Origin of the sequence: Parasaccharibacter sp. TMW2.1882 (genome assembly GCF_023337635.1) — a bacterium.
Lineage (GTDB): Bacteria > Pseudomonadota > Alphaproteobacteria > Acetobacterales > Acetobacteraceae > Bombella > Bombella apis.
This window is the reverse complement of record NZ_NWUT01000001.1, coordinates 38,051-64,628: the sequence shown is the minus strand read 5'-3', so window position 1 is coordinate 64,628 and position 26,578 is coordinate 38,051. Positions and strand designations below refer to the sequence as shown.

At 61.4% G+C, this 26,578-nt stretch carries 21 protein-coding genes; 20 read left to right on the top strand and 1 reads right to left on the bottom strand.

Features of this window, described 5'->3' with window-relative positions:
• The first annotated feature begins 23 nt into the window (after positions 1–23).
• The 19 genes from rsmH to ligA all read left to right on the top strand — a co-directional run bounded on the left by rsmH (position 24) and on the right by ligA (position 24,833).
• Entirely contained in the window at positions 24–968 is a 945-nt protein-coding gene (gene rsmH / locus CO583_RS00330) for a 16S rRNA (cytosine(1402)-N(4))-methyltransferase RsmH (protein ID WP_043561073.1), read from the top strand.
• Entirely contained in the window at positions 965–1,729 is a 765-nt protein-coding gene (locus CO583_RS00325) for a hypothetical protein (protein WP_248630534.1), read from the top strand. The genes rsmH and CO583_RS00325 overlap by 4 nt, the downstream gene beginning before the upstream one ends.
• Before the next feature lie 55 nt (positions 1,730–1,784).
• The gene (locus tag CO583_RS00320; protein WP_086431535.1) at positions 1,785–3,725 is read left to right on the top strand and encodes a penicillin-binding protein 2; all 1,941 of its coding nucleotides are present in this window, start codon (positions 1,785–1,787) and stop codon (positions 3,723–3,725) included.
• A 32-nt stretch (positions 3,726–3,757) separates the two neighbouring features.
• The gene (locus CO583_RS00315) at positions 3,758–5,245 is read left to right on the top strand and encodes a UDP-N-acetylmuramoyl-L-alanyl-D-glutamate--2,6-diaminopimelate ligase (RefSeq protein WP_248630535.1); all 1,488 of its coding nucleotides are present in this window, start codon (positions 3,758–3,760) and stop codon (positions 5,243–5,245) included.
• A complete protein-coding gene (gene murF / locus CO583_RS00310) occupies positions 5,245–6,660 on the top strand; it encodes a UDP-N-acetylmuramoyl-tripeptide--D-alanyl-D-alanine ligase (protein ID WP_248630536.1) in 1,416 nt (471 codons plus the stop codon). The genes CO583_RS00315 and murF overlap by 1 nt, the downstream gene beginning before the upstream one ends.
• Positions 6,660–7,751, top strand: a complete 1,092-nt coding sequence (gene mraY / locus CO583_RS00305) for a phospho-N-acetylmuramoyl-pentapeptide-transferase (RefSeq protein WP_043559842.1) — start codon at positions 6,660–6,662, stop codon at positions 7,749–7,751. Before murF ends, mraY begins: the two co-directional genes overlap by 1 nt.
• Entirely contained in the window at positions 7,751–9,100 is a 1,350-nt protein-coding gene (gene murD / locus CO583_RS00300) for a UDP-N-acetylmuramoyl-L-alanine--D-glutamate ligase (protein ID WP_248630537.1), read from the top strand. The genes mraY and murD overlap by 1 nt, the downstream gene beginning before the upstream one ends.
• A gap of 6 nt (positions 9,101–9,106) precedes the next feature.
• A complete protein-coding gene (locus CO583_RS00295; protein WP_043559839.1) occupies positions 9,107–10,309 on the top strand; it encodes an FtsW/RodA/SpoVE family cell cycle protein in 1,203 nt (400 codons plus the stop codon).
• Positions 10,309–11,418, top strand: coding sequence for an undecaprenyldiphospho-muramoylpentapeptide beta-N-acetylglucosaminyltransferase (gene murG / locus CO583_RS00290; protein WP_043559836.1), 1,110 nt, complete (start codon positions 10,309–10,311; stop codon positions 11,416–11,418). The genes CO583_RS00295 and murG overlap by 1 nt, the downstream gene beginning before the upstream one ends.
• A 43-nt stretch (positions 11,419–11,461) precedes the next feature.
• Complete coding sequence (murC, locus tag CO583_RS00285; RefSeq protein ID WP_086431536.1) at positions 11,462–12,880, top strand: UDP-N-acetylmuramate--L-alanine ligase; 1,419 nt, start codon at positions 11,462–11,464, stop codon at positions 12,878–12,880.
• Complete coding sequence (murB, locus tag CO583_RS00280) at positions 12,877–13,794, top strand: UDP-N-acetylmuramate dehydrogenase (protein ID WP_249102947.1); 918 nt, start codon at positions 12,877–12,879, stop codon at positions 13,792–13,794. Before murC ends, murB begins: the two co-directional genes overlap by 4 nt.
• Positions 13,795–13,811: 17 nt before the next feature.
• Positions 13,812–14,816: a D-alanine--D-alanine ligase gene (locus CO583_RS00275; RefSeq protein ID WP_249085564.1), complete on the top strand. Its 1,005-nt coding sequence runs from the start codon at positions 13,812–13,814 to the stop codon at positions 14,814–14,816.
• Complete coding sequence (locus CO583_RS00270) at positions 14,813–15,700, top strand: cell division protein FtsQ/DivIB (protein ID WP_249102944.1); 888 nt, start codon at positions 14,813–14,815, stop codon at positions 15,698–15,700. Before CO583_RS00275 ends, CO583_RS00270 begins: the two co-directional genes overlap by 4 nt.
• A 5-nt stretch (positions 15,701–15,705) precedes the next feature.
• Positions 15,706–17,037, top strand: a complete 1,332-nt coding sequence (gene ftsA / locus CO583_RS00265; protein WP_052349029.1) for a cell division protein FtsA — start codon at positions 15,706–15,708, stop codon at positions 17,035–17,037.
• 117 nt (positions 17,038–17,154) lie between these two features.
• A complete protein-coding gene (gene ftsZ, locus CO583_RS00260; protein ID WP_248630539.1) occupies positions 17,155–18,612 on the top strand; it encodes a cell division protein FtsZ in 1,458 nt (485 codons plus the stop codon).
• Positions 18,613–18,730: 118 nt separating this feature from the next.
• The gene (gene lpxC, locus CO583_RS00255) at positions 18,731–19,693 is read left to right on the top strand and encodes a UDP-3-O-acyl-N-acetylglucosamine deacetylase (RefSeq protein WP_248630540.1); all 963 of its coding nucleotides are present in this window, start codon (positions 18,731–18,733) and stop codon (positions 19,691–19,693) included.
• A gap of 90 nt (positions 19,694–19,783) precedes the next feature.
• Positions 19,784–20,806 (top strand): outer membrane protein assembly factor BamD, encoded by a 1,023-nt coding sequence (locus CO583_RS00250; RefSeq protein ID WP_227656569.1) that lies wholly within the window; start codon positions 19,784–19,786, stop codon positions 20,804–20,806.
• Positions 20,807–21,021: 215 nt separating this feature from the next.
• Positions 21,022–22,758 (top strand): DNA repair protein RecN, encoded by a 1,737-nt coding sequence (gene recN, locus CO583_RS00245; protein WP_043559825.1) that lies wholly within the window; start codon positions 21,022–21,024, stop codon positions 22,756–22,758.
• Positions 22,755–24,833, top strand: a complete 2,079-nt coding sequence (gene ligA, locus CO583_RS00240) for an NAD-dependent DNA ligase LigA (protein ID WP_248630541.1) — start codon at positions 22,755–22,757, stop codon at positions 24,831–24,833. The genes recN and ligA overlap by 4 nt, the downstream gene beginning before the upstream one ends.
• A gap of 332 nt (positions 24,834–25,165) precedes the next feature.
• Here ligA and CO583_RS00235 read toward each other — a convergent pair whose 3' ends face one another.
• The gene (locus CO583_RS00235) at positions 25,166–25,606 is read right to left on the bottom strand and encodes a hypothetical protein (protein ID WP_143539933.1); all 441 of its coding nucleotides are present in this window, start codon (positions 25,604–25,606) and stop codon (positions 25,166–25,168) included.
• Between the two features lie 12 nt (positions 25,607–25,618).
• Between CO583_RS00235 and CO583_RS00230 the strand changes: the two genes are divergently transcribed.
• Positions 25,619–26,476, top strand: a complete 858-nt coding sequence (locus tag CO583_RS00230) for a hypothetical protein (RefSeq protein WP_248630542.1) — start codon at positions 25,619–25,621, stop codon at positions 26,474–26,476.
• Positions 26,477–26,578 lie beyond the last annotated feature (102 nt).

Here is a 26,578-nt window from a genome sequence, read left to right as displayed (position 1 = left end):
ACGCCCATCAGATTGCTGAGGACATGCAGCGGGAGGGACACTTCCCTGTCATGCTGCCAGAAGTGCTGGACACACTGGCCCCGCAGGATGGAGGCGTGTATCTGGATGGCACCTTCGGCGGGGGTGGCTACAGCCGGGCCCTGCTCCGCTCGGCCTCCTGCACTGTCCATGCGATTGACCGTGACCCCGATGCCATAAAACGCGGGCAGCCTCTCGTGGCAGCCTCGGAGGGGCGGCTGCATCTCCACCAGGGAACCTTCAGCGCCATGAAAGAGCTGGCCGGTCATCATGGTCCCTTCAATGGGATCGTGCTGGATCTCGGCGTGTCCTCCTTCCAGCTGGATCAGGAAGAGCGGGGATTTTCCTTCCGTCATGATGGCCCGCTGGACATGCGCATGAGCACCGATGGCCTGAGTGCGGCGGATATCGTCAATGGTGAGAAAGAGCAGGCTCTCGCCGACATCCTCTACCATTATGGAGAAGAACGCCGCTCCCGCCGTGTCGCCCGGGCCATCATCGAGGCCCGCCAGAGCGGCCCGATCCAGACGACGGGGCAGCTGGCCGACATCATCCGCAAAGCCGTCCCGAAAGAACGTCCCAATTTCGACCCTGCTACCCGCAGTTTCCAGGCGATCCGCATTGCCGTGAATGATGAGCTGGGCGAACTGGAACGTACGCTGGAAACCGCACCGGGCCTCCTCGCACCGGGCGGCATCTTCTGCATCGTGACCTTCCATTCGCTGGAGGACCGCATGACGAAACGGGCCCTCGCCCGGCTGGCTGGCCGCATGGCTGGTCCATCCCGTCATACCCCTCTTGCCATGCAGCAGACAGAAGCCCCGTCTTTTGAACTCCTGCATACACGGCCCCGTACACCGTCCGATCAGGAACTGAATCTCAACCCCCGCTCCCGCAGCGCACGCCTGCGTGCCCTGCGACGCCTTCCCGCTCATGGAGCTTCCGCATGATCCGTTTTGTCACCCTGCTCTGTGCCGTCATGGCGGCTGGTTCCGGCCTCTTCCTCTACACGAAGAAGCATGAAACCCTCGTACTAAACCAGGATATCAGGAAAACCATTGAAGATACCCGCCGCATCCAGCAGCAGACAGCCATTCTGCGCACCCAGTGGGCCCTGCTGAACCAGCCGGACCGGCTCAGCGCCCTGGCGCAGCGGGTTCTGCCGGAGATGAGCCAGGTCGACCCCACGCAGTTCGTGCAGCTGGTAGACCTGCGGAAGCGTCTTCCCGCCATTGATCATCGCATCATCCCCATGGCCCCGGGCCGGGGACAGGCCCAGAGAGAGCTGGCATCCCTCACGGCCCCGGCACATCAGGCCACGGCGGCGCCTGCCACAACGCCCCGGCCAGTACGTGATGTCGTGGCCAGTACCGACCACGCAGAACGCAGACCCTCCCATCCTCGCATCCACAAGGATGACACGGGTGAAGCAGACCGCCAGCTTGAGCGAAGCCTGGCACTCCTGAGCGGGTCGGATGGAGACGCCATGCCCCGGCATCGTCTCCATGCCCCGGCGGATAGTACGACGGGCCAGACCCGCAGGAAGGCCCATGCCGTGCCCGACCATTCCCGCAGCGAACCCACGGAGGATGTGGCCTGGCACCCTGTCCACCAGTCTGCCAAGCACGGCCACATGGGCGGAATCCACACAGTCTCGGCCCCGGCAGACGAGCCTGCCCCCCTTCCGCCCCCTGTTCCTCTGACAGACTGACCCTCTGGCGGCTTCCGCCTGTGTTCCTTCCTTTCCTATGCCGAGCCCGTGCCCCATGGCCTCCAGACCGTCCCGCAAGACCAACCAGCCTGGATCAGACCATAAGGACGGGCCACCCGGAAAGCCGTCCCTGTTGAGACGTCTGTGGGCCCGGTGGGACGAACGCAGACGAAACCCCATGAGCTGGCTGGAAAAAAGCCGCAACAGGCTGGTCTATCTCGGCATGGGTTTCCTGTTCCTTTATGGTGGCGTGGCCATAAAGGCGCTGTTTGCAACCATTCTGGCCCCCATGGCCCCTCTGCCCAACCAGGTCGGCAGCACCATACCGGACATCCCCCATCCGGACCCCAAAGCCATGGCAGGCAATGGGTTCGTCCTGCCCAACATCAGACGGGCCAGCATCGTGGACCGGAATGGGCAGCCTCTGGCACTGTCGCTGCCTGTCGTGCAGGTCTATGCCAATCCCATGGAAATCATCGAGCCTGAAGATGTTGCCCGAAGCCTCCATACGATCCTGCCCAACCTCAACATGGCAGAGACCATCCGCCGCCTGAAACAGAAAAAACAGTTCGTCTACCTCGCCCGCAACATCGCCCCGACAGACGAGCTGGCCATCAACAATCTTGGCATCCCCGGCATCTATTTCGAAAATGGCGAGCAGCGCCATTATCCTCTGGGGAACGTGGCAGCGCAGATCCTTGGTAGCGTTGACATTGACAATCATGGCATTGCCGGGGTGGAAAAATTCTTCAACCAGCGCCTTCTGGGAGACCATGCACCGCTCCGTCTTTCCATCGATGCCCGCGTGCAGGCTGCCGTGCGGGACGAGCTGAATGACGCCAAGCTGCGTTTCCGGGCCATAGGGGCTTCCGCCATCCTGATGGACGTCCATACCGGGGAAATCCTGGCCATGGTCAGTCTCCCCGATTATGACGCCAACGATTTTGCCCATGCGGCAGACGATGCCCGATTCAACCGGGCCGTTACCGGCATGTATGAACCAGGGTCCACCTTCAAACTTCAGACAGCCGCCATGGCGTTGGAGCTTGGCGTGGCCCACCCCTGGGACCAGTTCTCCACCATTCCCATCCATGTCGGCCGCTTCAAGATTTCCGACCTCAAGACGGACCACTTCGCCCCATGGCTGGCGCTGCCCTCTGTCATGGCCTATTCCTCCAACCCGGCCTCAGCCCATATCGCCTTGGATGTCGGGCGGGACCGCCAGCATGAATGGCTGAAAAACATGGGATTTCTGGACCGTGTTCCCGTTGAGCTGCCCGAGGCAGGACGCCCGCTGGTCCCGTCCCTCAAGAATTGGGGCGAAACCACGGTCATGACGGTCGGCTTTGGCCATGGCGTGGCAGAATCGCCGCTGGCCATTGTCCGCGGGACCGCCTGTACCGGCAACGGGGGGTATCTTGTCACACCCACCCTGCTGGCCCGTGAGCATCTCAATGATGATGTCGTCATGGCGGAAGAGCAGAAGGGGCCGCATCTGATCTCCACCAAGAATTCAGAGCTGCTCCGCCGAATCCTGCGCCTCGTCGTTACCAAGGGCATCGGGAAAAAAGCGGAAAGCCCCGGCTACATCGTTGGTGGAAAGACCGGGACAGCAGAAAAGATCGGCGCCCACGGGGGGTATCTGAAACATGTCAACATCACGGCCTTTACAGGCATGTTCCCTATGAATGATCCCAAATATGCCCTTTATGTCATGCTGGATGCCCCACAAGGGACGGCAGAAACACATGGCTGGACGACTGCTGGCTGGATTGCTGCTCCGACATTTTCCAGAATCGTGACACGCACCGCCCCCATGCTGGGCCTCTTCCCGCTGGAGCCGACCAAAGCCCAGCAGGTTGACGACCAGCTCGCCCTGTCTCTCTCTCCGCCCGTCCCCCCCGGTGTCCGCCATCCACTCGGCCCGGGCAATGACCCCGGGGCTGTCACCGTCAACCGACTGGCCACCAAACACGGGGCCCATCACAGCCACTGAACCCTCACCGCCCCTTCTCAAAGGTCTCCGTCATGAAACTGTCCTCCCTGCTCCGCCATCATGGTCTTGCCAGAGACCTCACCAGAGACCCGGACATTTCCAGCATCACCGCCGATAGCCGGGAAGCTCGCCCCGGCTGCCTCTTCGTGGCGCTGAAGGGCACGAAACAGGACGGACGGACCTTCATTCCTCTGGCCATCGCAGAAGGGGCCGCCGCAATCGTCCTCGCCGCTTCCCCAGGCCAGCATCATCTGCCAGAGCAGACGGAAAACGGCCACACGGCCCTCATCATCACCCTGCCCGACCCGGCCCGTTTCCTGGCCCGGTCTGCTGCACTGCTGGCAGGGGCCCAGCCTGACCATATTGCCGCCATCACGGGAACAAACGGCAAAAGCAGCACGGCAGATTTCTTCCGCCAGCTCTGCCAGCTGCGTCACCAGAAGGCTGCAAGCCTCGGTACTCTGGGGCTCATCAGTGACGTGGCATTGCCATCACTCCCCCCCCTGACCACACCGGATGCCGTCACCCTTGCCAACACTCTGGCAGCCCTGCAGGTGCATGGCATCACCCATGTAGCGCTGGAGGCCTCATCCCATGGCCTCCAGCAGCACCGGCTGGACGGCGTTGCCATCACGGCCGCCGCTTTTTCCAACCTGACCCGAGACCATCTGGACTATCACCACACGCTGGAAGCCTACCGGCAGGCCAAGCTGCATCTCTTTGAAACGCTGCTGCCCGAAGGGGGCCGGGCCGTCATCAACAGCGACATGGATGCCGAAAGCAGAGAGGCCCTCCGTGACATTGCCACCCGCCGGAAACTGGACCTCCGCACGATTGGCACAACAGGCGAGACCATCCGAATTCTTGAGGCCACACCCACCCCGCAGGGCATGGACCTGACACTCCAGCTGCATGGCCGTACCCTGCCCGCACTCCACTTTCCACTCCCGGGACGTTTTCAGGCAGAAAATGCCCTGCTGGCTGCCGCCCTCTGCTGGGAACGGGATGAAGAAGCTGAATCCATCATTGCCCTCCTGCCGCACCTGAAGGACGTGCCCGGCCGTTGTGAGCCGGTCGCCCACCTGCCAAATGGAGCCTGCGCCTACGTGGATTATGCTCACACGCCGGATGCGCTGGAGCACGTCCTGCTCAGCCTGCGTCCCCACACCAGCGGGCGGCTGGTCGTGGTCTTCGGTGCGGGCGGGGACCGTGACAGGGGCAAGCGCCCTCTCATGGGACAGATCGCCGCCCATCTGGCCGATGAAGTCATCATCACGGATGACAACCCCCGCAGCGAGGACCCGGCCACCATCCGGGCCGAAATTCTCGCCACAGCCCCGCAGGCACAAGAAATTGGCGACCGTCGGCAGGCCATCCGTACCGCTCTGGAAGGTCTGAAGAAAGGCGATGTCCTACTCATCGCCGGGAAAGGGCATGAAACAGGCCAGATCATCAAGGGGGAAATACATCCGTTCGATGACCGTACCATCACGGCCGCACTCGCCAGGGAGCTTGCCTGATGCCCGATACAACCATCCTCTGGACCCGCAAGGACCTTCAGGCCGCCACGGGAGGGCAGCTTGCCGGTGACGTGAAGGTCCACGGCGTCTGCATCGATACCCGCACCCTGAAACACGGTGACCTCTTCATCGCCCTGATCGGCCATAATTCAGACGGACACCGCTATCTGAGGCAGGCCCTGGAGGCTGGAGCCAGCTGCGTGATGGCCCATGATGAGGCCGCCATCAGCACGGCCGGTCTGACGGATGATCCCCGCCTGTTGAAGGTCGATGACACCATGCAAGGGCTGGAAGCTCTGGGCCGCTACAGGCGGGCACAGTTCAGCGGCAGGGTCATCGCCGTTACAGGCAGCGTGGGAAAAACAACCACCAAGAACATGCTGGCCACGGCTCTTGCACCTTACGGGCAGGTCCATGCTTCCGTGGCGTCCTTCAACAACCACTGGGGCGTGCCTCTGACACTCGCCCGCCTGCCAGAAGAAGCCGCCTTCTGCATCAGCGAGGTGGGCATGAACCACCCCGGCGAGATCGCCCCGCTCGCCGCCCAGATACGCCCGGATATTGGCCTCATAACCACCATTGGCAGCGCCCATCTGGGGCATATGGGCAGCATCGACGCCATTGCGGACGAAAAGGCGGCCCTCTTTGCCGCCCTTCCGTCATCCGGCACGGCCCTCTGCCCGGAGGCCTCACAGGGACTTGCCCGCCTGAAACAGGCCCTGCCGACAGGTGTTTCGCTCTGGCAGGCAGGCGTGACAACCAGCGCCACCATCCGGATAACAGACCTCACCTGCACGGCAGACGGCAGCCAGTTCCATCTGACCACACCACGGGGCGACACCGACGTGAGGCTGGCGGCCCCCGGCCCCCATCTGGCCCGCAATGCCGCATTGGCTCTTGGGGCCATCGCTGCGCTGGGGCTGGACCCGAAAGCCGGAGCCGAGGCCCTGCGCCATTTCCAGCCGGAAGCCGGACGGGGCCAGCAGCGCCTGTTGCCCGGCGGCATCACCCTGCTGGATGAGAGCTACAATGCCTCCGGCCCCAGTGTCCGTGCAGCCCTGGACACGCTCGCCCTCATGCCCGCCAGACGCCATCTGGCCGCCCTGGGCGACATCAGGGAGCTGGGCCAGTTTGCCGAAGCCGAACACCGGGCTCTGGCTGAACCATTAATGAAGCATGACATTCTGACATTCTGTTGCGGCCCGCACATGAAATCCCTTTACGAGGCCCTTCCTCCTTCCCTACAGGGAGGATATGCTGAAAATTCAGTCCAGCTTGCCTCCCTGCTGCACCCTGCCCTGCAAAAAGGGGATGTGCTGCTCGTGAAGGGAAGCCTGGGCAGTAACATGCGTGCCCTCATTGCGCTGCTGGAGCAGCCCATGTCCACCACCACACACGCCCCAGAGTCCGCCTGATGCTCTTCAACCTTCTTGCTGCACCTTCTTCCTCCCATGGCGGCCTTCTCAACCTGCTGCATTACATGACCTTCCGGGCCGGATGCGCCTGCCTGACAGCGCTGGTGATCTCCCTGCTGCTCGGCAAGCCCTTCATTGCCCAGCTCAAACGCATCCAGCGGCAAGGGCAGCCCATACGGACCCTCGGGCCGGAACGGCATATACTGGAGAAAGCCGGTACCCCCACCATGGGCGGTGGTCTCATCCTGTTTTCCCTGACCTGCTCCACCCTCCTCTGGGCGGACCTGTTTGACGGGTTTGTCTGGGCTGTTCTCCTCACGACCCTGGGGTTTGGCGCCATAGGCTTTGCGGATGACTATCTCAAACTGGCCAAGGGCAACAGCAAAGGGGTTTCCAAAAAAATACGGCTGGGCGGGGAATTCCTGATCTCATGCCTTGCCGGGATTGCCATGGAAGCCCTGACACCACCGGACCTGCGCAATGCCGTGGCCTTTCCTTTCGCCAAGACCTTCGTGCTGCATCTGGGCTACATTTTCCCGCTCTTCGCCATGGTGACGATCACGGGTTTCGGCAATGCCGTGAACCTGACGGACGGGCTGGACGGGCTGGCCACGGTGCCCTCCATCATCGCCGCCCTCGTCTTCGCCCTGATCGCCTATCTGGTCGGCAACCATGTCTTTGCCGACTATCTCCAGCTCCATCATGTTCCCGGCACGGGGGAGCTGAGCATCTTCTGCGCCGCCCTGATCGGAGCCGGACTGGGTTTTCTCTGGTTCAATGCTCCACCGGCAGAGGTCTTCATGGGAGACACCGGGTCTCTGGCACTGGGCGGTGCCCTGGGGGCCGTGGCCGTGGCTGTGAAGCATGAGCTGGTGCTCTGCCTCGTGGGGGGCCTGTTCGTGGTGGAAACGATCTCCGTCATCATCCAGGTCTTCTGGTTCCGCCGCACGGGGAAACGCATCTTCCTCATGGCACCGCTGCACCATCATTTTGAAAAGAAAGGCTGGCAGGAGCCGAAAATTGTCGTCCGTTTCTGGATCATTGCCATCATTCTGGGGCTGTGTGGTCTGGCCACACTGAAGCTGCGCTGATGACTGTCCTGCCCTTTCCTCCCCCCCAGAAATGGCCTGCAACGCTCCTGACCGGTCAGCATCATGCTGTCTGCGGGCTGGGCCGCAACGGTGCTGCCGTCGTGCAGGCCCTGCTGGACATGGGAGCAACCGTACAGGCCTGGGATGACAGCAGGCCGGAGCTCCCAGCTCCCCTGTCCTCACATCCCCGCCTGACACTGGCGCCCCTGACTGACCTCACCGGCATGGATGCCCTGATCCTCTCGCCGGGCATCCCGCACCATCTGCCCCGGCCACACCCTGCTGCCCTGCTGGCACGGGAGCAGCATGTGCCGATCCTCTCCGATGCAGAACTGCTCTGGCAGGTGGCTCGCAAGGCAGGATCACGCGCGCGGTTCGTCTCCATCACGGGTACAAATGGCAAATCCACGACCACGGCCCTGCTGACCCACATTCTCACACAGGCCGGCATCCCGGCCTGCTGTGGCGGCAATTTTGGCACGGCCTCTCTCGCCCTGCCCGCTCTGGGGGATGACGGCGTCTATGTCATTGAAATGTCGTCCTACATGCTGGAACGGCTGAAGGACTATCACGCCTGTGCCGCTGCCCTGCTCAACCTGACACCGGACCATCTGGACAGGCACGGCTCCATGCAGGGCTATCTGGATGCCAAGGCGCATGTCTTTGACAACATGACCGCAGGCGACCTTGCCATTCTGGGCGAAAAGGCCTCCTGGGCGGACGGACTGCACCAGCGGCTTGAGCGGCAGGGCGTGACGGTACGGACACTCTCGATCACCCAGCCTGTTCCAGAAACAGACGCCCCCTTTCTGCCTGGACAGCACAATGCCCAGAACATAGAGACCTGCCGGGCCATCGCCCGCCATCTTGGCCTCTCCGAGGAACAGATTGCCGAGGGCATCAGAAGCTTCACCGGGCTGGACCACCGCCTCCAGCTCGTGGCGCAGGCTGATGGAATCAGCTTCATCAACGACAGCAAGGCCACAAATGCGGAAGCCAGCTACCATGCACTAAAAGCCTTCCCCAAAAGCCTCTGGATTGCCGGAGGCATGGCCAAAGAAGGAGGAATCGACAGTCTGGCACCACTGTTCGGCCATGTGCGCCGTGCCTTCCTCATCGGGCAGGATGCCCCATTGCTGGCCAGAACCCTGACAGCCCATGATGTTCCTTTCGAGATCAGCGGAACGCTGGAGCAGGCAACACGGGCCGCCTGGGACCATGCCCGGACACACGAGGCCATGCCCATACTCCTGTCCCCGGCCTGTGCCAGTTTTGACCAGTTCCGCAATTTCGAGGAACGGGGAACGGCCTTTGCCACACTGGCCCGCAGCCTCTGCGGGGAGGACTGAAACATCATGGCACTCTCCGACAGGTCAGACAGCTCCCGGAAGGCCCAGTGGTGGCGCAGCCTTGACCATGTCAGCCTGAGCTGCGTCGGAATACTGGTCGCCCTAGGGTACATCCTCATGCTGGCTGCCAGCCCCGCCGTGGCTCACCGCATCGGGGCCTCCCGGAACATGTTCATCCTCAAGCAGGTGGTCTTTCTGGCCCTTGCCAGTGCCGTCGTCGTCGTGACATCCCGGCTGACCCCCCGCACGATCGGGCGGATTGCCGTCATGGGGGGGATCGTGGCGCTGGGCGCCACATTCATGACGCTTGTTCACGGCATGGAGATCAAGGGGGCCAGACGCTGGATCGCCCTGCCCCTCATGTCCGTCCAGCCTTCTGAATTCCTGAAACCCTGCTTTGCCGTCGTGACCGGCCTGCTGCTGAGCCTCCGTCATACGCTGAGACTTTCCAATGGCTGGCGGTTCCCGGGGCGACTGGTGGCATGCGGGGTCTATCTCGTCATTGCAGCCCTGCTTCAGGCCCAGCCGGATATCGGGATGCTCTCGGTCATCAGCATGGTCTTCATCACCCAGCTCTTCATCGACGGCCTGCCCATCATCGTATTCGGCATGCTGGTCTCGGCAGCGCTTGGAGCGTTCGGGATAGCCTATATGGTGTTCGAGCACGTCCATTCCCGCGTGCAGCGCTTCCTGCATCCTGATGTGGGGGACCATTACCAGATCGATACCTCCATGCGGGCTTTTGGCAATGGGGGACTGCTGGGCCGGGGACCGGGTGAAGGCCGGGTGAAGGACCTGCTGCCCGATGCCCATGCCGACTTCGTCTTCTCCGTTGCCGGAGAGGAATATGGCTTCGTGATGTGCCTGTTCATCATTGCCGTTTTCACCATGCTGGTTTTCTCCACTCTCAACCGCCTGCTGGAAGAAAAGAAACCCTACATCATTCTCTCTGCCAGCGGCCTGATCACCGGCTTCGGCCTTCAGGCCTTCGTCAACATGGGCTCCTCCCTGCATCTGATCCCCACAAAGGGCATGACACTGCCTTTCATCTCCTACGGGGGCAGCTCGGCCCTTTCCGTTGCCCTGACCATCGGCATGGCCCTGGCACTGACCCGCCACCGTGTAGAGGAAGGCCCCTTTACGCCGCCGCCATCCCCTGCTGAAACAGCCCCACGTCTGACCATGTCATCCCGGAAGGATCACATCTGATGAAACAAGCACCAATTCTCATTGCCGCCGGCGGTACCGGGGGGCACTTCTTCCCGGCTGAGGCACTGGGGGCAGAACTCCAGCGCCGTGGTCACCAGACCATCCTCGTAACGGATGCCCGCAACAGCAGGGCCGGACTGAGCGTATTTGCGGACAGCCCCCGCCATGTCCTCAAAAGCAGTGGCGTGGCTGGTAAAAAGCCCATCGACAAACTCAGGGGGATCGGCCAGCTTCTCTGGAGCTGCCTTGGCGGGCGTCAGATTGTTGCCAGATACCGGCCCGCCGCCGTAGTCGGCTTTGGCGGCTATCCTTCCATTCCTCCCCTTCTCGGCAGTCGCCTGCGTCTGGGTAAACGCCCTGCCCTCATCATCCATGAAGGCAATGCCATCCTCGGGCAGGCCAATGCCCTCCTCGCCCGGTTCAGCGATGCCATTGCCACATCCTACCCCCGGGTGGCCCGTCTGCCCGCAGGCCGGAAGGTCATGCAGACAGGGATGCCAGTCCGCCCTGCCATCGAAGCTCTGGCTGATGAACCCTATGTCAGCCCAAGCCTGTTCAGCGAGGAGCCGATCCATCTGCTTGTCTGGGGTGGATCACTGGGGGCGCAGATTTTCAGCTCCATCGTGCCGCAGGCCCTGTGCAACCTGCCCCCTGGGCTGCGGACCCGGCTGCATGTGACCCAGCAGGCCCATGAGGAGATGGTCCCTGCCCTGTCCGGCATCTATGCGCAGGTCGGCATAAAGGCCACGGTCACGCCTTTCATCGAGGATGTGGCAGCTGAACTGAAGAAAGCCCATCTCGTCATCGGGCGGGCCGGTGGTTCATCCATTGCGGAGCTGGCCATGGCAGGCCGCCCTTCCATCCTTGTCCCGCTGCCCATTGCCGCCTCTGATGAGCAGGGTGTCAACGCACAGGCAATGGAACGGGCCGGTGGTGGCTGGATGGTCCGGCAGCGTGACTTTTCCTCATCAGCACTCTGCACGCATCTGACCCACCTCTTCAGCCATCCTGACGAGCTGGCACGGGCTGCGGAAGGCGCCCGCAATCTCCAGCAGCGCCGTGCTGCCGAAAAACTGGCTGATCTGGTTGAAACGACCATCAAAGCCTGATTATCTGCCCTCCCTTCATCCCACCCCCGCCGGAGTTCCCCTGATGCGTGCATTACCTCTCAACCTTGGTCTGATCCACTTCGTTGGCATTGGCGGCATCGGCATGTCCGGCATTGCCGAGGTGCTGCACATGCTCGGCTACAAGGTTCAGGGGTCCGACATTGCCGAGAATGCCAACGTGAAGCGTCTGCGGAAATCAGGCATCCACGTTCATATCGGCCATGATGAGGCCAATCTGGGGGAAGCACGGGTCGTCGTCATCTCCACCGCCGTAAAACGGGACAATCCGGAGGTCATGGCCGCCCGTGCCCGGCTCATCCCCGTCGTCCGGCGGGCGGAGATGCTGGCAGAGCTGATGCGCCTGCGCTGGGCCGTGGCCATCGGGGGGACACACGGCAAGACCACCACGACCAGCCTCGTGGCCTGCGTGCTGGAACAGGCCAAGCTGGACCCGACCGTCATCAATGGTGGCATCATCGAGGCCTACGGCACGAATACCCGCATGGGGTCCGGCGACTGGATGGTCGTGGAAGCGGATGAGAGCGATGGCTCCTTCCTCCGTCTCCCTGCCATCATTGCCGTTGTCACCAACATGGACCCCGAGCATCTGGATCACTGGGGCTCCGATGAGGCGATGGAGGCCGGATACCGGCAGTTCGTCTCCAACATTCCCTTCTACGGCTTCGCCGTCCTTTGCGTGGATCATCCCCGGGTGCAGCAGATGATCCCCCAGCTCTCCGATCACCGCGTCGTCACCTATGGTTTCAGCCCGCAGGCAGATGTCCGGGCGGAAGTCACCGGCACGGACAGCCAGGGCGTGACCTTCAACGTCACCATCACGGACCGGACGACCAGCAGCCAGCGTCTGGCCGGACCGTTCCATCTGCCCATGTTCGGGCACCACAATGTCCTCAATGCCGTGGCGGCCATCGCCGTGGCGCAGGAAATGGAAATCCCCGATCATGTCATCGCCGATGCGCTTGGCGGCTTCCGGGGCGTGCAGCGTCGCTTCACCCTGACCGGCACATGGAATGACGTGAAGATCATTGATGATTACGGCCATCATCCCGTCGAGATCGCTGCCGTGCTGAAAGCGGCCCGGCAGGCCGGTGCAGGGCATGTCATTGCCGTCATCCAGCCGCACCGCTATTCCCGCCTCAGTGCACTGTTCAATGATTTCTGCACCTGCATGAATGATGCGGACACCGTCATCGTGGCGGACGTCTATGCCGCCGGAGAAAACCCGATCGAGGGCATCGGACGGGATCAGCTCGTCGAAGGGCTGCGGGACCGTGGGCACCGCCATGTCCTGTCCCTCGCCTCGCCGGATGATCTGGCCAGCGTCGTCGCCGACGTGGCCGTGCCGGGTGACTATGTCCTCTGTCTGGGGGCAGGGTCCATCACCCACTGGGCACAGGCTCTCCCCGAGCAGCTGGACAGCCTCAGAAAGGACGCACCATGACCACGGCTGCACCTTTCCAGCAGGCACGGGGACGGCTGAAGGAACAGGCCCCGCTGGCCGCCCGCAGCTGGTTCCGCACGGGCGGGGCCGCCGACTGGCTCTTCGTGCCGCAGGATGCCGAAGACCTCGCCACGGCCCTGCGCCAGTGCCCGCCCGACCTGCCCATGACGGTCCTTGGAGCCTGCTCAAACGTCATCATCCGTGATGGAGGGCTGCCCGGGCTGACCATCCGTCTGGCCGGTGGTTTTGCCAACATTGAAACGGATGGAGACGGGCTGATCGCCGGAGCCGCCGCACTGGACAGCAGCGTGGCGGAAACGGCGGCGCAGGCAGGCATGGCCGGCTTCGCCTTCCTCTCCACCATTCCCGGCTCCATTGGTGGAGCCGTCTGCATGAATGCCGGAGCCTATGGGGGTGACCTCTCCACCCTGCTCGACTGGGTGGAAATCCTCACCCGTGAGGGCACCATCCAGCGTCTGCCCGCCCCGGCACTGGAGATGCGGTACCGTCACAGCTCCCTGCCGGAAGGCAGCATCGTGCTGCGTGCCCGCCTGAAAGCCCACGGTGCGGAAGACCCCGCCACCATCCAGCAGACAATGCAGGAAATGCGGGCCAGCCGTGAGGCCAGCCAGCCCCTGCGGGCCCGGACAGGCGGCTCCACCTTCCGCAACCCCGAAGGACACAGGGCCTGGGAGCTGATCGATGCCGCCGGATGCCGGGGGCTGCGGCACGGTGGCGCACAGATCAGCGAGAAGCACTGCAATTTCATGCTCAATACGGGCGACGCCACCAGCACGGAGCTGGAAGAGCTGGGCGAGATGGTCCGTGCCCGTGTGCTGGACAGCAGCGGCATCACCCTGCACTGGGAGATCAGACGGCTGGGCCGTCCCCTTTCTCCCGCCTCCCCTTCCTGACAAGGAAACATCCGGGCATGACAGACAAGACCATTCTTCCCACACCCACACCTCTTTCCATCGCCGTTCTGATGGGAGGAACCTCCAGCGAGCGCAGCGTCAGCCTGTCCAGCGGCAGGGCCGTCATGGAGGCCCTGAAGCAGGCCGGGCACCATGTCCATGCCATTGATGCCGGGCCGGACATCACCGCCACCATCGAGGCCCTGAAAGCCTGCAAACCGGATGCCGTCTTCAATGCCCTGCACGGTCCTGGCGGGGAGGACGGGGCCATTCAGGGCGTTCTGGAATGGCTGGGCCTGCCCTATACCCATTCCGGGATTCTGGCTTCTGCCATCGCCATGAACAAGGCCAGCACCCGCATGGCCCTTCAGGCCGCCGGTCTCCCCGTTGCAGAAGGCTGCCTCATCACGCCAGACGAACTGAAGGAACGGGCCCCCCTGCCGGCCCCCTACGTTCTGAAGCCCGTGGCGGAAGGCTCATCCGTCGGTGTCCATATTCTCCATGAAGATGATGCCGCAAAACGCCATGCCATTGCCGGGTCATGGACCTTCGGCCCCCAGATTCTGGCCGAGCGTTTCATCCCCGGGCGTGAGCTGACCGTTGCGGTACTGGGCGACGAGGCCCTCGCCGTTACGGAAATCCTCACGCCAGAGAGCGGTGGTTTCTACGATTTTGCAGCCAAATATCAGGCCAATGGCTCCCGCCATGTCATCCCCGCTCCCCTGCCAGCAGACATCACGGACCAGGCCCTCACACTGGCCCGGAGGGCCCATCAGGCACTGGGATGCCGGGGCGCCAGCCGGACCGACTACCGCTATGATGGTGATAAGGGCGAACTCGTCATTCTGGAGGTCAACACCCAGCCGGGCATGACGGCCACATCCCTGCTGCCAGAACAGGCCGCCGCCCGTGGCGTAAGCTATCCCCTGCTCTGCCACTGGCTGGTGATGGATGCCCTAGGGCGGGCAGAGTCCCTCTCCCTCCATCCGGTGCCCCAGCCTGAGCCCGCTGACGGCCCATGATGTCCTTCTTCAGGAAACGCCCCCAGGCCCCCGTGGACCCTTACGGGGACCGCCCCTCCAGCATGTCCCTCTTCTGGCAGCGGCAGAAGGCCATCCTGCGGCGGCTCAGCATTCTGGGGCTCGTCTGTTTCCTGATGGCTGGAGCTGGCTGGCTGGCCTGGAGCAGCCAGGGGGGACACAGGCTGGCAGACAGCCTGCGCACCCGCCTGTCTGCGCTGGACCCGCTGAAGATCCAGCACATCGTCATCACGGGGCGGCGCCTGACGGATGAGAGCGACATCATGGAGGCGCTGGGGACAGGCCTGAACCACTCGCTTTTCAGCTTCTCCGTGGAGGCGGCACGCCAGCGCATTGATGAGCTGCCTTTCATCGAGCATTCCACGGTCGAGCGCCACCTGCCGGACACGATCAACATCACCGTGGAGGAAAAAAATCCCATCGCCATCTGGCAGATGGAAGGCCATTTCGTCCTTATCAACCAGAAAGGAGACACTGTCTCACGTCAGGAACTGACAGCCAAAAACAGTTCGGTCTTCCGCAAGCTTCCCCTTGTTGTCGGCGCAGGTGCCAACCTGGAGGCAAATGCCATCATCACCCTGCTCGACCAGTTTCCCGATATCAACAGCCATACGCTGGCCCTCATCCGCATCGGGCAGCGGCGCTGGAACATCCTCATGCAGAACGGTACGACCCTCATGCTCCCGGAGGGAGCAGAAAGCGCCGCTCTCTCCCGTCTGCATGATTACCAGAACGATTACCAGCTCCTGGACCGCCCCCTGAAAACCATTGACATGCGGCTATCCGACCGTATGGTCATTCACCCTGCCACGCCTCAGGGAGCCGATCAGGAGGCTCCGCCTGCAACGCCGCTATCTGAAAACTGATCCCTATGTCCCGTTCCGTTTCACCGTCCCGGCATTATCCGCCCGCTCCCCAGCAGAAGCGGGCCGTTCTTCCCATTCTCCCGTCAGAAGAACAGCAGGGCTTTGTCTGGACGCCGGGGCTCAAGGCCGTTCTGGACATTGGCTCCACCAAAACCACCTGCCTGATTGGCCAGGGACTGAAAAATGGTGGTCTGCGTGTCCTGAGCTGGGGCTGGCGACGCTCCGAAGGAGTGAATTCCGGGGCCATCGTGGACACCATCCAGCTGGAGCGTGTCATCCGGGCGACAGTGGGCGATGCCGAACGGAAAATCAGCCGCCGCATCAGGGATGTGACCGTCAATCTCGCCTGCGGAACCCCCCGCAGCTATCACGTGGATACCTTTCTGGCCTCCAACGGGCGTGAGGTGACCGAGGACGACATTCTCCACCTCTACGGGCAGGCCCGCCACGAGGCAACCGAGCATGACCGCAGGATCGTCCAGGCCATGCCGCTGGGTTTCAATATCGATGAGACCCTCACGGTCCTCAACCCCTGCGGGCAGCGCTGCGAGAGACTGGTGGGCAAGTTCCACATCGTGGATGCCCAGACGAGTGCCCTCCACACGCTGGATGCTGTCCTGCGCAAGGCCGAGCTGCGGGCCGTGGACCTGCTGTCCAACCCCATTGCCTCCGGCCTTGCTGTGCTGGACCATGATGAGCGTGACCTCGGGGTGACCGTCGTTGACATGGGAGCGGGCACGACAACCCTTGCCGTCTTCGCCCGTGGGCGGGTGCTCTATACACGGCATATCAGGGTCGGCGGCGATCACATCACCCGGGACATTGCTCAATCCCTGTCCATCCAGCTTGAAACAGCAGAACGGCTCAAAACCCTTTACGGGGTCGCCTATGCCTCGGCTGATGACACATCCATTCCCATCGCCCTGCCTGTCTCACATCGCAACATTGTCCGGCAGATCACCCGGGCCGATCTGGTCCGGGCCATCGCCCCCCGTGTCGAGGAAACGCTGGAAATGCTCCGCTACGAGCTGGACGGTGCCGGCCTCGGGCGCCCGGCGGAAGGACGTGTCATCCTGACGGGCGGCGGCGCCCTGCTGAACGGCATTGATGCCGTGGCTGCCGAGATCCTGAACCGGCCTGTGCAGGTCCGGTCTCCAGCCACCATACGGGGACTGCCGGAATCGGATCATCCCTCCATATGGGCGGGATTCTCCACCGCCGCCGGTCTTCTCGCCTGGGCAGCCGGGGCCAGAGACCGCTTCTGCCTTGCGGAACATGAAGCAGCCCCACGAGGCATTGCCTGGCGCTTTGCCAATTTCCTGCGCCGGAAGTCATAAACGGGCACAATACCCGATATTTAGCATTACATATTTCTCTCCAGATGCTACTCTGCCCGTAAATCTGTCTTCCAAAGACCCATCTATAATGTCCACCCTGGCCGAAGCGAGACCGTTATGTCACTGAACCTGACCCCAACGACCCCTGGTGTTAGTGCTGTCAGTCCCCCGCGCATCACTGTCATCGGGGTTGGTGGTGGCGGGGTCAACGCCGTCAACAACATGATCGACGGCAAGCTGCGTGGCGTGACTTTCATCGCCGCCAACACCGATGCCCAGCAGCTGGCTCTCTCCAAGGCTGAGACGCGCCTCCAGCTCGGCCCAACCCTCACGCGTGGTCTGGGGGCCGGAGCCAAGCCGGAAGTCGGCCGCCAGTCAGCCGAAGAAGTAGAAGATGAAATCCGCCAGCATCTGGAAGGGGTTGATCTCGTATTCGTCACGGCCGGAATGGGTGGCGGCACCGGCACGGGAGCAGCCCCCGTCGTGGCACGGATCGCCCATGAAGTCGGTGCCCTGACAATCGGCGTCGTCTCCAAACCCTTCGATTTTGAAGGCTCCCGCCGTAGCCGGGCTGCCGCAGCCGGTATTGCCGAGCTGGAAAAATACGTGGACACGCTGCTGGTCATCCCCAACCAGAACCTCTTCGGCAGCGCCTCGCTGACAACCTCGCTGGTCGAAGCCTTCGCCATGGCGGATGACGTCCTGTACAGTGGTGTCCGCAGCGTGACGGACCTGATGGTGGAAGCCGGGTATCAGAATCTTGACTTTGCCGATGTCCGTACCGTCATGAGTGGCATGGGCAAGGCCATGATGGGCATTGGCATGGCATCGGCCGAGGAAGATGGTGAAGACTGGGCCATCACCGCCGCCGAGCGGGCCATTTCCAACCCGCTGCTGGAGGAAACCACCATTGCCGGGGCACGGGCACTTCTTGTCAACGTCACGCTCGGTCCGGACATGAGCCTGCTGGCCTATAACCAGATCATGAATCTCATCCGTGAGACGGCAAACTGCGAAGACGAAGAAATCAACAGCGGTTTCGTCGTCAATGAGAACATGAAAGGCAAGGTGCAGGTTTCCGTGATCGCCACGGGGCTGAATGGCCGGAGACGCCATGAAGCCTCCGAGGAGGAACCGGTCGAAGTCCAGACTCATGCCCCCGCTGAAACCGTGGCTCACACACCGGACACGGACCAGGCAACGGAGCATCCAACTGCCTCCGCGGGAGACACCGGGCAGAACGAAGAAGCCCCGGAACACGACCCTGCCCCCGAAGGAGCAGGCCAGCCAGCCGAGGAGGCATCGCCTCTTCCCAATTACGACCCTCATCTCGGCCCGAACCAGCAGGCTTCTGCCCCCACGGTATCGGAGCCGATCCGCCCACGGGAGGAGACCGGGCAAACGGGCGGGGGGCTGTTCAGCCGCTTCTTCCGTACCCGTCCTTCGCCAGAACAGGAGCGCCGGGATACACACGCTGCGACTGATGAGCGGAAACCGCAGCATGACAGCGTCACCCCACCTGCCGAGGATGACGAGCTGAGCATTCCCACCTATCTGCGCCGTGGCCCGAAGTAACCGGGTCTGATTAAAGCCCCCGGTTCCCCTGTGGGCAGGGGGCTTCATCCACCTCCCCCATGGGGGAAAGCGTCCTGCCTCACCGGGTAAGGTCGCCCATGCCCGAGCACCTGCCCTCATGCCAGAGACCACATGCTGTCGGCCTCATCAGCCGCCCCTCCAGAATACAGCCCACCTACAGCAGGCACAGACCACACTGGAGCAGGCCGTCCATTGCCAGGGGTGGGGCCTCCACAGTGGCAGGCCTGCCACGGTCCGCCTTGTCCCGGCAGCGCCGGATACAGGCATCAGGCTCCAGCGGCTGGATATGGCAGACACCCCCGCCTTCCGCCTGACGCATGACTGCATCATTTCCAGCCCTCTGGCCACGGTGGCCGCTTCTCCCCTTACACCGGGGCTGACAGTCGCTACCATAGAGCATCTCATGGCTGCTCTTCATGCCTGCGAAGTGGACAACCTTCTGATCCAGCTGGATGGGCCGGAACTACCCATTCTGGATGGATGCTCCAGAAGATTCATGTTTCTTCTTGAGGAAGCTGGCCGCAGCGGCCAGGCGGCCCCCCGCCGCAGCATTGAAGTGCTTCGCCCAGTTCATGTGAAAGGGCGACACGGTGCTCATGCCAGCCTTTTCCCCGCCCATCAGCCCGACACACTCGACCTCTCCGTCGACATCGACTTCCCCGCCCCTGCCATCGGGCAGCAGTCGTTCCAGATGGTCTTGTCCCAAGAGACATTCGCCCAAGAAATCGCCCCCTGCCGGACCTTCGTGAACCATCAGGATATTGACGCCCTCCAGGCGCAGGGACTGGCATTAGGCGGATCACTCGACAATGCGCTGGTCATCCAGCATGATCGTGTCCTGAACCCCGGCGGACTACGGTTCGATAATGAATGTGTCCGCCACAAGATGCTGGATACGGTAGGCGACCTGTACTGTACCGGGTTCCGGCTTTCAGCCCGTTTTGAAGGACACAGGACAGGCCATGCGCTGAACAGCCAGCTTCTGCATGCTCTTTTTGCGTCCACCGAAAACTGGCGGTTCTCCGATGGCAGCCCGCCTGTCATGCCCTCTCCCGGCTGAGAATATCAGACCAGAGAGCAAGAACCCCCTTTCCCCTGAACACTCCCATGCTATAAGAAAATCATGGTCAGCAGCATCCTGAAATTCCACATGATCCCATCCCGTTTCCGTCTCCCCGCCCTTGGGGCCCCGGCATTGCTCGGACTTGCCCTTCTTTCGGGCTGCTCCAGCTCCGACGCCGACATACAGGCAAAGCTGCCACGCACGGCGGATGCCGAGACCCTCTACAACTACGGGATCGACGCTCTTCATGGCGGGCATTACAAGCTGGCCAGCAGTGAATTCGAGCTTCTCCAGCAGAATTTCCCCTATTCCGGCTATACGGGCAGTGCCGAACTGATGGAAGGCTACGCTTACTACCTTCAGGGTGAGTATGCGCTGTCCGTCCAGCAGCTGGAGCGCTATCTCCAGCTCCACCCTACAAGCCCGGATGCTGCCTACGCCTACTATCTGCGGGGCCTGTGCTATTATGAGCAGATCGGTGATGTGTCCCGTGACCAGCTCGGCACGCTGGAAGCCATGGATGCTCTTCAGGAAGTCATCACCCGCTTCCCCCAGACCTCTTACGCCCGGGATGCCCAGCTGAAGATCGACCTCTGCCGTGACCATCTGGCCGGCAAGGAGATGTATGTGGGCCGTTACTATCAGCGGGAAAAAGACTATCAGGCAGCTTATGGCCGTTACCAGCGGGTCATCCAGGACTTCCAGACCACCAACCATGTGCCGGAAGCGCTGGAACGTCTGGTTGAGGTCAATCTGGCCTTGGGATTGCCTGATGAAGCCCGTCAGGCAGCAGCTGTCCTCGGCTATAATGCGCCTGACAGCCGCTGGTACCGCCTCGCCTACAACAAGCTGAAATACAACCATCAGCTCACGCCGCAGCTGCCCAAGCCGTCCCATGCCCAGAAAAAGCATGAGAGGCGCTCAAGAAAACACCGTGACGGTGCGGCACCGCCTGTGCAGGCCAAGGCACCTGTCTCCCCGGATTCCGTCATCGTGCAGCCTGTGTCCACAACACAGTCGGCGCCGGTGGCCTCCGTCGAGATTCCCCCGGTACCATCAACGGCAGCCCCAGGCGCCAACCAGCAGGCTGGCGGAAAGAAAACACGGTAGCCCCCTCTGGGATATTGTGACCTGCATGCCGTAACCATTACTGAAAAGCAGCATGTGGAGCCGGAATCTTCCGACTTCACATCGTTTGCCCTTGTCCGGCCCGTGCAGCCTCTTGCACTGGGCCTGTTTCTTTCTGACTATCGGACACCGCATTTTCTGCAAACCACAACAGAAGCCCAATCCGACTGCTTCTGCCGGTTCTGGAGGCTGCACCCATGCTGACACATCTCTCCATCCGTGATGTCGTTCTGATAGAAAAACTGGACCTCCCCTTCCATGGTGGTCTGACAGCCCTGACGGGAGAAACCGGGGCTGGCAAGTCCATCCTGCTGGACAGTCTCGGCCTCGCCCTGGGGGAGCGGACCAGCAGCCGCATCATCCGCGCTGGAGCGACCCAGAGCAGCGTGACGGCCGTTTTCGAGCTGCACAAGGGGCATCCCGTCTATGGCCTGCTTCACAACAAGGACATCGCCTCCATCGAAGAAGGCGAACCTCTGGTATTGCGGCGGATCGTCACGAAAGAGGGGCGCTCCCGTGCCTATATCTGCGACCAGCCCATCGGCATCAGTGTCCTGCGGGAAGTGGCCTCGCTGCTCGTGGAGATACAGGGCCAGCATGAGCAGATGGGACTGGCGAACCAAAGTGCCCACCAGACCCTTCTGGATGCTTTTGGTGTGCCACAGCAGCTCCGCCAGCAGGTCGCCCGCTGCTGGGATGACTGGCAGAACGCCCTGCGCAGCCTGAACAAGGCCCGGAAGGATGTTGAAGAGGCCAGCAAGGAAGAAGACTGGCTGCGGCAGATCACGGAAGACCTTACTGCCCTTGCTCCCCGAGAAGGCGAGGAGGACGAGCTTGCCGCCCTGCGGGTCCGGCTCCAGCAGGATGAACGCCGGGGCGAGGCCGTTGCTGCCGCCCTTGCCGAACTGACCCCCCGGGACCGCCGGACGTCCACACCGGCCAATGCCCTCCGTTCGGCCAACCGTGCCCTTTCCCGGCTGCTTCCCTCCCCACTGGACCGGGCACAGAGCGAGGAGCAGGAAACACCCTCCGCCCAGCAGGAACAGGCACAGGAAGCCCTTACGGCCCTGGAAAAGGCCGAGGAATATCTGGCCGAGGCCGAAACCCTGCTCTCCCGTCTGGCCGTCGATACCACGGTAGATTTCCGCCTGCTGGAAGAGACGGAAGAACGGCTTTTCACCCTGAGGGCCGAAGCCCGCAAGCACAAGATCAGCGTCAGTGAACTGCCCTCCTTCCTCGAGACGCTGAACCAGCGGCTGGCCAGCATTGATTCCAGCGCAGAGGCCCTGGCCCGGCTAGAAGATCAGGTCCGTGAGAGCCGGGCCGCCTATGAAGCCGCTGCGCAGGAGCTGGGTGCGGCCCGCAGCAAGGCCGCCCGTCAGATCGAGAAACGGGTCATGGCCGAGCTGGTCCCCCTCAAGCTGGAGCGGGCACGTTTCATCGTCGAGCTGGCCCCTCTGCCTGCCGAGCAGTGGAACCGCCATGGCATGGAACAAGTGGCCTTCCTCATCGCCGCCAATCCCGGCCAGCCACCGGGACCGCTCGGCAAGGTGGCATCCGGCGGGGAACTCTCCCGCCTCATGCTGGCCCTCAAGGTCGTGCTGGCGGGCCGCTCCTCCCTCACGACGCTGGTCTTCGACGAGGTGGATTCCGGTGTCGGCGGAGCCACGGCCTCGGCCATTGGCGAACGTCTGAACCGTGTGGCACGGGATGTCCAGGTGCTGGCCATCACCCACAGCCCGCAGGTGGCGGCCTATGGAGACCATCAGCTCCGCATTGCCAAGCAGGTCGTCAACAACCAGACACAGACCAGTGCCACCCCGCTGACAGATGAGGAACGCCGTGAGGAGCTGGCCCGCATGCTCGCTGGCGACACCGTAACCGATGCCGCCCGTGCTGCGGCAGACAGCCTTCTTGGACCTGCAGAAAAATGACCGGAACCCCCACCCCCGCCCAGCGTCATGCCGAACTGGAAGAAAAGATCGCCCGCTGGAACGAGGCCTATCATGGACAGGACAACCCCGAAGTCTCCGATGCCGAGTATGACAATGCCCGGCTGGAGCTGGTCATGCTGGAGGCCCGCCATCCGGAACTGAAGCGCAGGGATGGTGTCTCCTCACAGGTCGGAGCTGCTCCCAATCCGGCCTTTGGCAAAGTGAAGCACCGTGCCCCCATGCTCTCGCTGGACAACGTCTTCAGCGAGGAGGAGTTCACCCAGTTCGTCAGCCGGATCGGCCGGTTTCTCGGGCTTGACGAGGCCCAGACGGACGGGCTGAAATTTGTAGCCGAACCCAAGATTGACGGCCTTTCCATCAGCCTGACCTACGAAAAAGGCCAGCTGACGGTTGCCACGACCCGGGGCGATGGCACGACGGGTGAGGATGTCACCGCCAACGTGCGGACCATCAGCTCCATTCCCCAGACCCTGCCCGCTCCTTTTCCTGACCTGCTGGAAATCCGGGGCGAAATCTTCATGAGCCGGGCCGACTTCCTGGCTCTCAACAGACAGCAGGAAGAGCGGGGCGAAAAGCCCTTTGCCAATCCACGCAATGCCGCAGCCGGGTCGCTCCGCCAGCTGGACGCCTCTGTCACAGCCCGCCGCCCTCTGGGGCTGTTCGCCTACGGGCTGGGTTACAATACCGGCATAACCGTCAAGACCCATTCGGACTGGCTGGACCAGCTGAAAACATGGGGATTCACTGTCAATCCACTCTCCCGGGCCATAAACCATGCCAGTGACGTGCCTGCCTATGTGGAGACCCTGGCCAGGGAACGGCCTGACCTTGATTATGACATTGATGGCATCGTCTTCAAGATTGACGCCATAGACCTTCAGACACGCCTTGGTTTTGTAGGCCGTGCCCCTCGTTGGGCCATTGCATGGAAGTTCCCGGCGGAACAGGCCATCACCCGACTGAATGAGATTGAAATTCAGGTGGGGCGGACCGGTGCCCTCACCCCCGTGGCGCATCTGGAACCCATCAATGTCGGCGGTGTCATCGTATCCCGGGCCACCCTGCATAATGAAGATGAAATCCGCCGTCTGGATGTCCGCCCCGGCGACCTCGTGCGCATCCAGCGGGCCGGGGATGTCATCCCGCAGGTACTGGGCGTCGTGGATGCAGACCGGCAGGACCGGGCCGCCCCCTTCCATTTTCCCGATCACTGCCCCGTCTGCCACGCCCATGCCGAACGCATCGGCGATGAAGCGGTCCGCCGCTGCTCCGGGGGCCTGACCTGCCCGGCCCAGACGGTCGAAAGGCTCATCCATTTCGTCTCCCGCAAAGCGTTTGACATTGACGGGCTGGGAGAGCGCAGCATCCGCAGTTTTCATGACCTCGGGCTTGTCCAGCGGCCGGGAGACATTTTCCGCCTGCATGAGCATCGGGACCGCCTCCAGAAACTGGAAGGCTGGGGGACACAGTCGGTCGACAACCTGCTTCAGGCCATTGAGGACCGCCGGACCATCAGCCTCCCCCGCTTCATCTACGCGCTCGGCATCCGGCGCATTGGCGAGCGCAATGCCCAGCTTCTGGCCCGCCACTACCAGAGCTTTCCCGTCTGGCATGCGGCGATGCTGGCAGCCATCAGGCCCGAAAGCGAAGAACGGACCGCCCTGAGTGCCATCATGGGCATCGGCCCTGCCATTGCTGAAGAAGTTGCCGCCTTCTTTGATGAGGAACATAACCGGGCTGCGCTGGATGATCTCACCCCCTCCCTGACCATCAGCGAGGAGACCGGTCCTGATGCTGATGACGAGGGTCCAGCGCCTCTGGCTGGTCAGGTCATGGTGTTCACGGGGTCTCTCACCACCATGTCCCGAGCCGAAGCCAAGGCCATTGCCGAACGTCTGGGCGCACAGGTGACAGACAGCGTCTCCCGTCGCACGACACTGGTCGTACTGGGAGAAAAAGCTGGCTCCAAAGCCAAAAAAGCCCACGAGCTGAACATTCGCACGCTTGATGAAATGGGGTGGCGCGGCATGGTCGGGCTGGCCGAGACAGACTGAAGCAGACATCAAGTGGCAGGCTTGCAAAGTACAATAAAAATAAATCCTGCCACAACGGCGAAATATGAAGTGAAAAAAGTTAAAATTTTTATTAAACTATTAATTATTTTATTATAAATCTATTTCATTTTCATCAAATTGCGAAAAATGCCTTACATGACAATTTCTTGTATTTTATTTACTCAAGAAAAAGTTATTTTCTTATTTATGATTTATGCCTAATACTTATTTAAAATAACATCAAATGGATAGACTTTCCTACAGGTCCCTTCTATACGGAATTTCGCCAAGAGTTTCCGGAGGTTAACACAGTGGGTGAAAAAAGGTATTTTCTAACATGGGATTTCCAGATCGTTCGACAGGATGCCACAAGTAAAGCCCTTTATTGCTCCAAACTGGAGGACCACTTCCCTACCGACGCTTTCGCTCTTGAACTTCACGAAGATGATGTCGGCGCAAATTATACATTCATCCCACAGGGCGAAGAGATTGCCCCCTATCATGTCGACGATATCGAAATAACCTTCAATTCTGACGTCCGTGTCTGGAACCTGCGGGACAAGAACGGGCTTTTCCTGTGCTTTGACTGTCATACACTTTCTTTTTCCAGGGAACATCCCTCCTTCTGGGAAGGCTTCCTGCTGCTTTCGCAGAGAGAAATTGACATACTGAGGCACCTCCTCACCAACAGGTGGGTCATTCCCAAAACACAGACAATCATTGATGGGAAAGACATCGAGGCCGTTGACGTCTTCAAACTGAAGATCAACCATTTTGATGTCGACATGCGATATCAGCTTTTCAGATACTGGAACAAATACAACATCACGCTCTATTTTGACGGATGGAAGCGTGAAACGCTCTATTTCTACAATCCTGCCGTCTATATCACGGCTTACAATAAAGAATCCGTCATGCAACAATGCAAGATGTGCGTTGTCTCACTGCGGAAAATGGGGAAATTCACCGGGCCGATCATCCTCATGACAGACAAGGACCAAGCCTACATAGACAATCTTTTTGAAGGGAAAAAAGAATATACGGATAACCTCATCATTCACAACCTGTACCCACAGGACTTCCTTTCCTTTGTCTGCTCCAAATACGAAATAACGGACAAAGAAACTTTTGCAGGTTATCAGCCGCTCCTGTATCTGGACCCGGACATCATCATAGACAATCCTCTGGAACCCCTGCTGATCCGTGGTCTTTCAAGCGGCAAGATATGTTCGCCGGCTGAAGAGTTCCATCCGATACAATCCCACATTCCAGTGGGATCCTCCCTGTTCTCGATGGATGATATTCCGGGGCGCTTCACACCAGGCATCAACGGGGGAACAATCCTTTTCCCCAATACGGAAAGTGATACAATCCGCCGTTTCATCAATGAGATCCGCCATCTGGTTACCAATCTGGTCTTCAAATTCGGGCGCTCATTCAATGGCTGGGCCGACCAGGAGGCCTATAACTATCTGGCCATCAAGACGAACGGGGTCAATTCCAATGCCCTGACGTCATTCACCGCCTATCAGGGCCCTGCACATAACAGGCGTCTGGGCCTCGTTCATTTCTGGGGCTTCTCTTCAGAAGAGAAAGTAGAACGGATGAAAGAATACATGGATACGCTAGGCTGCCAGCCCTGAATAAAATCGTGTCCCGCCCCCCCTGAGGGGCGGGACACTGACAGATACCTGCGGACCGGACCGCCCCAATTTTCCCCTTCACATAAGCCCCGGATTCATCCG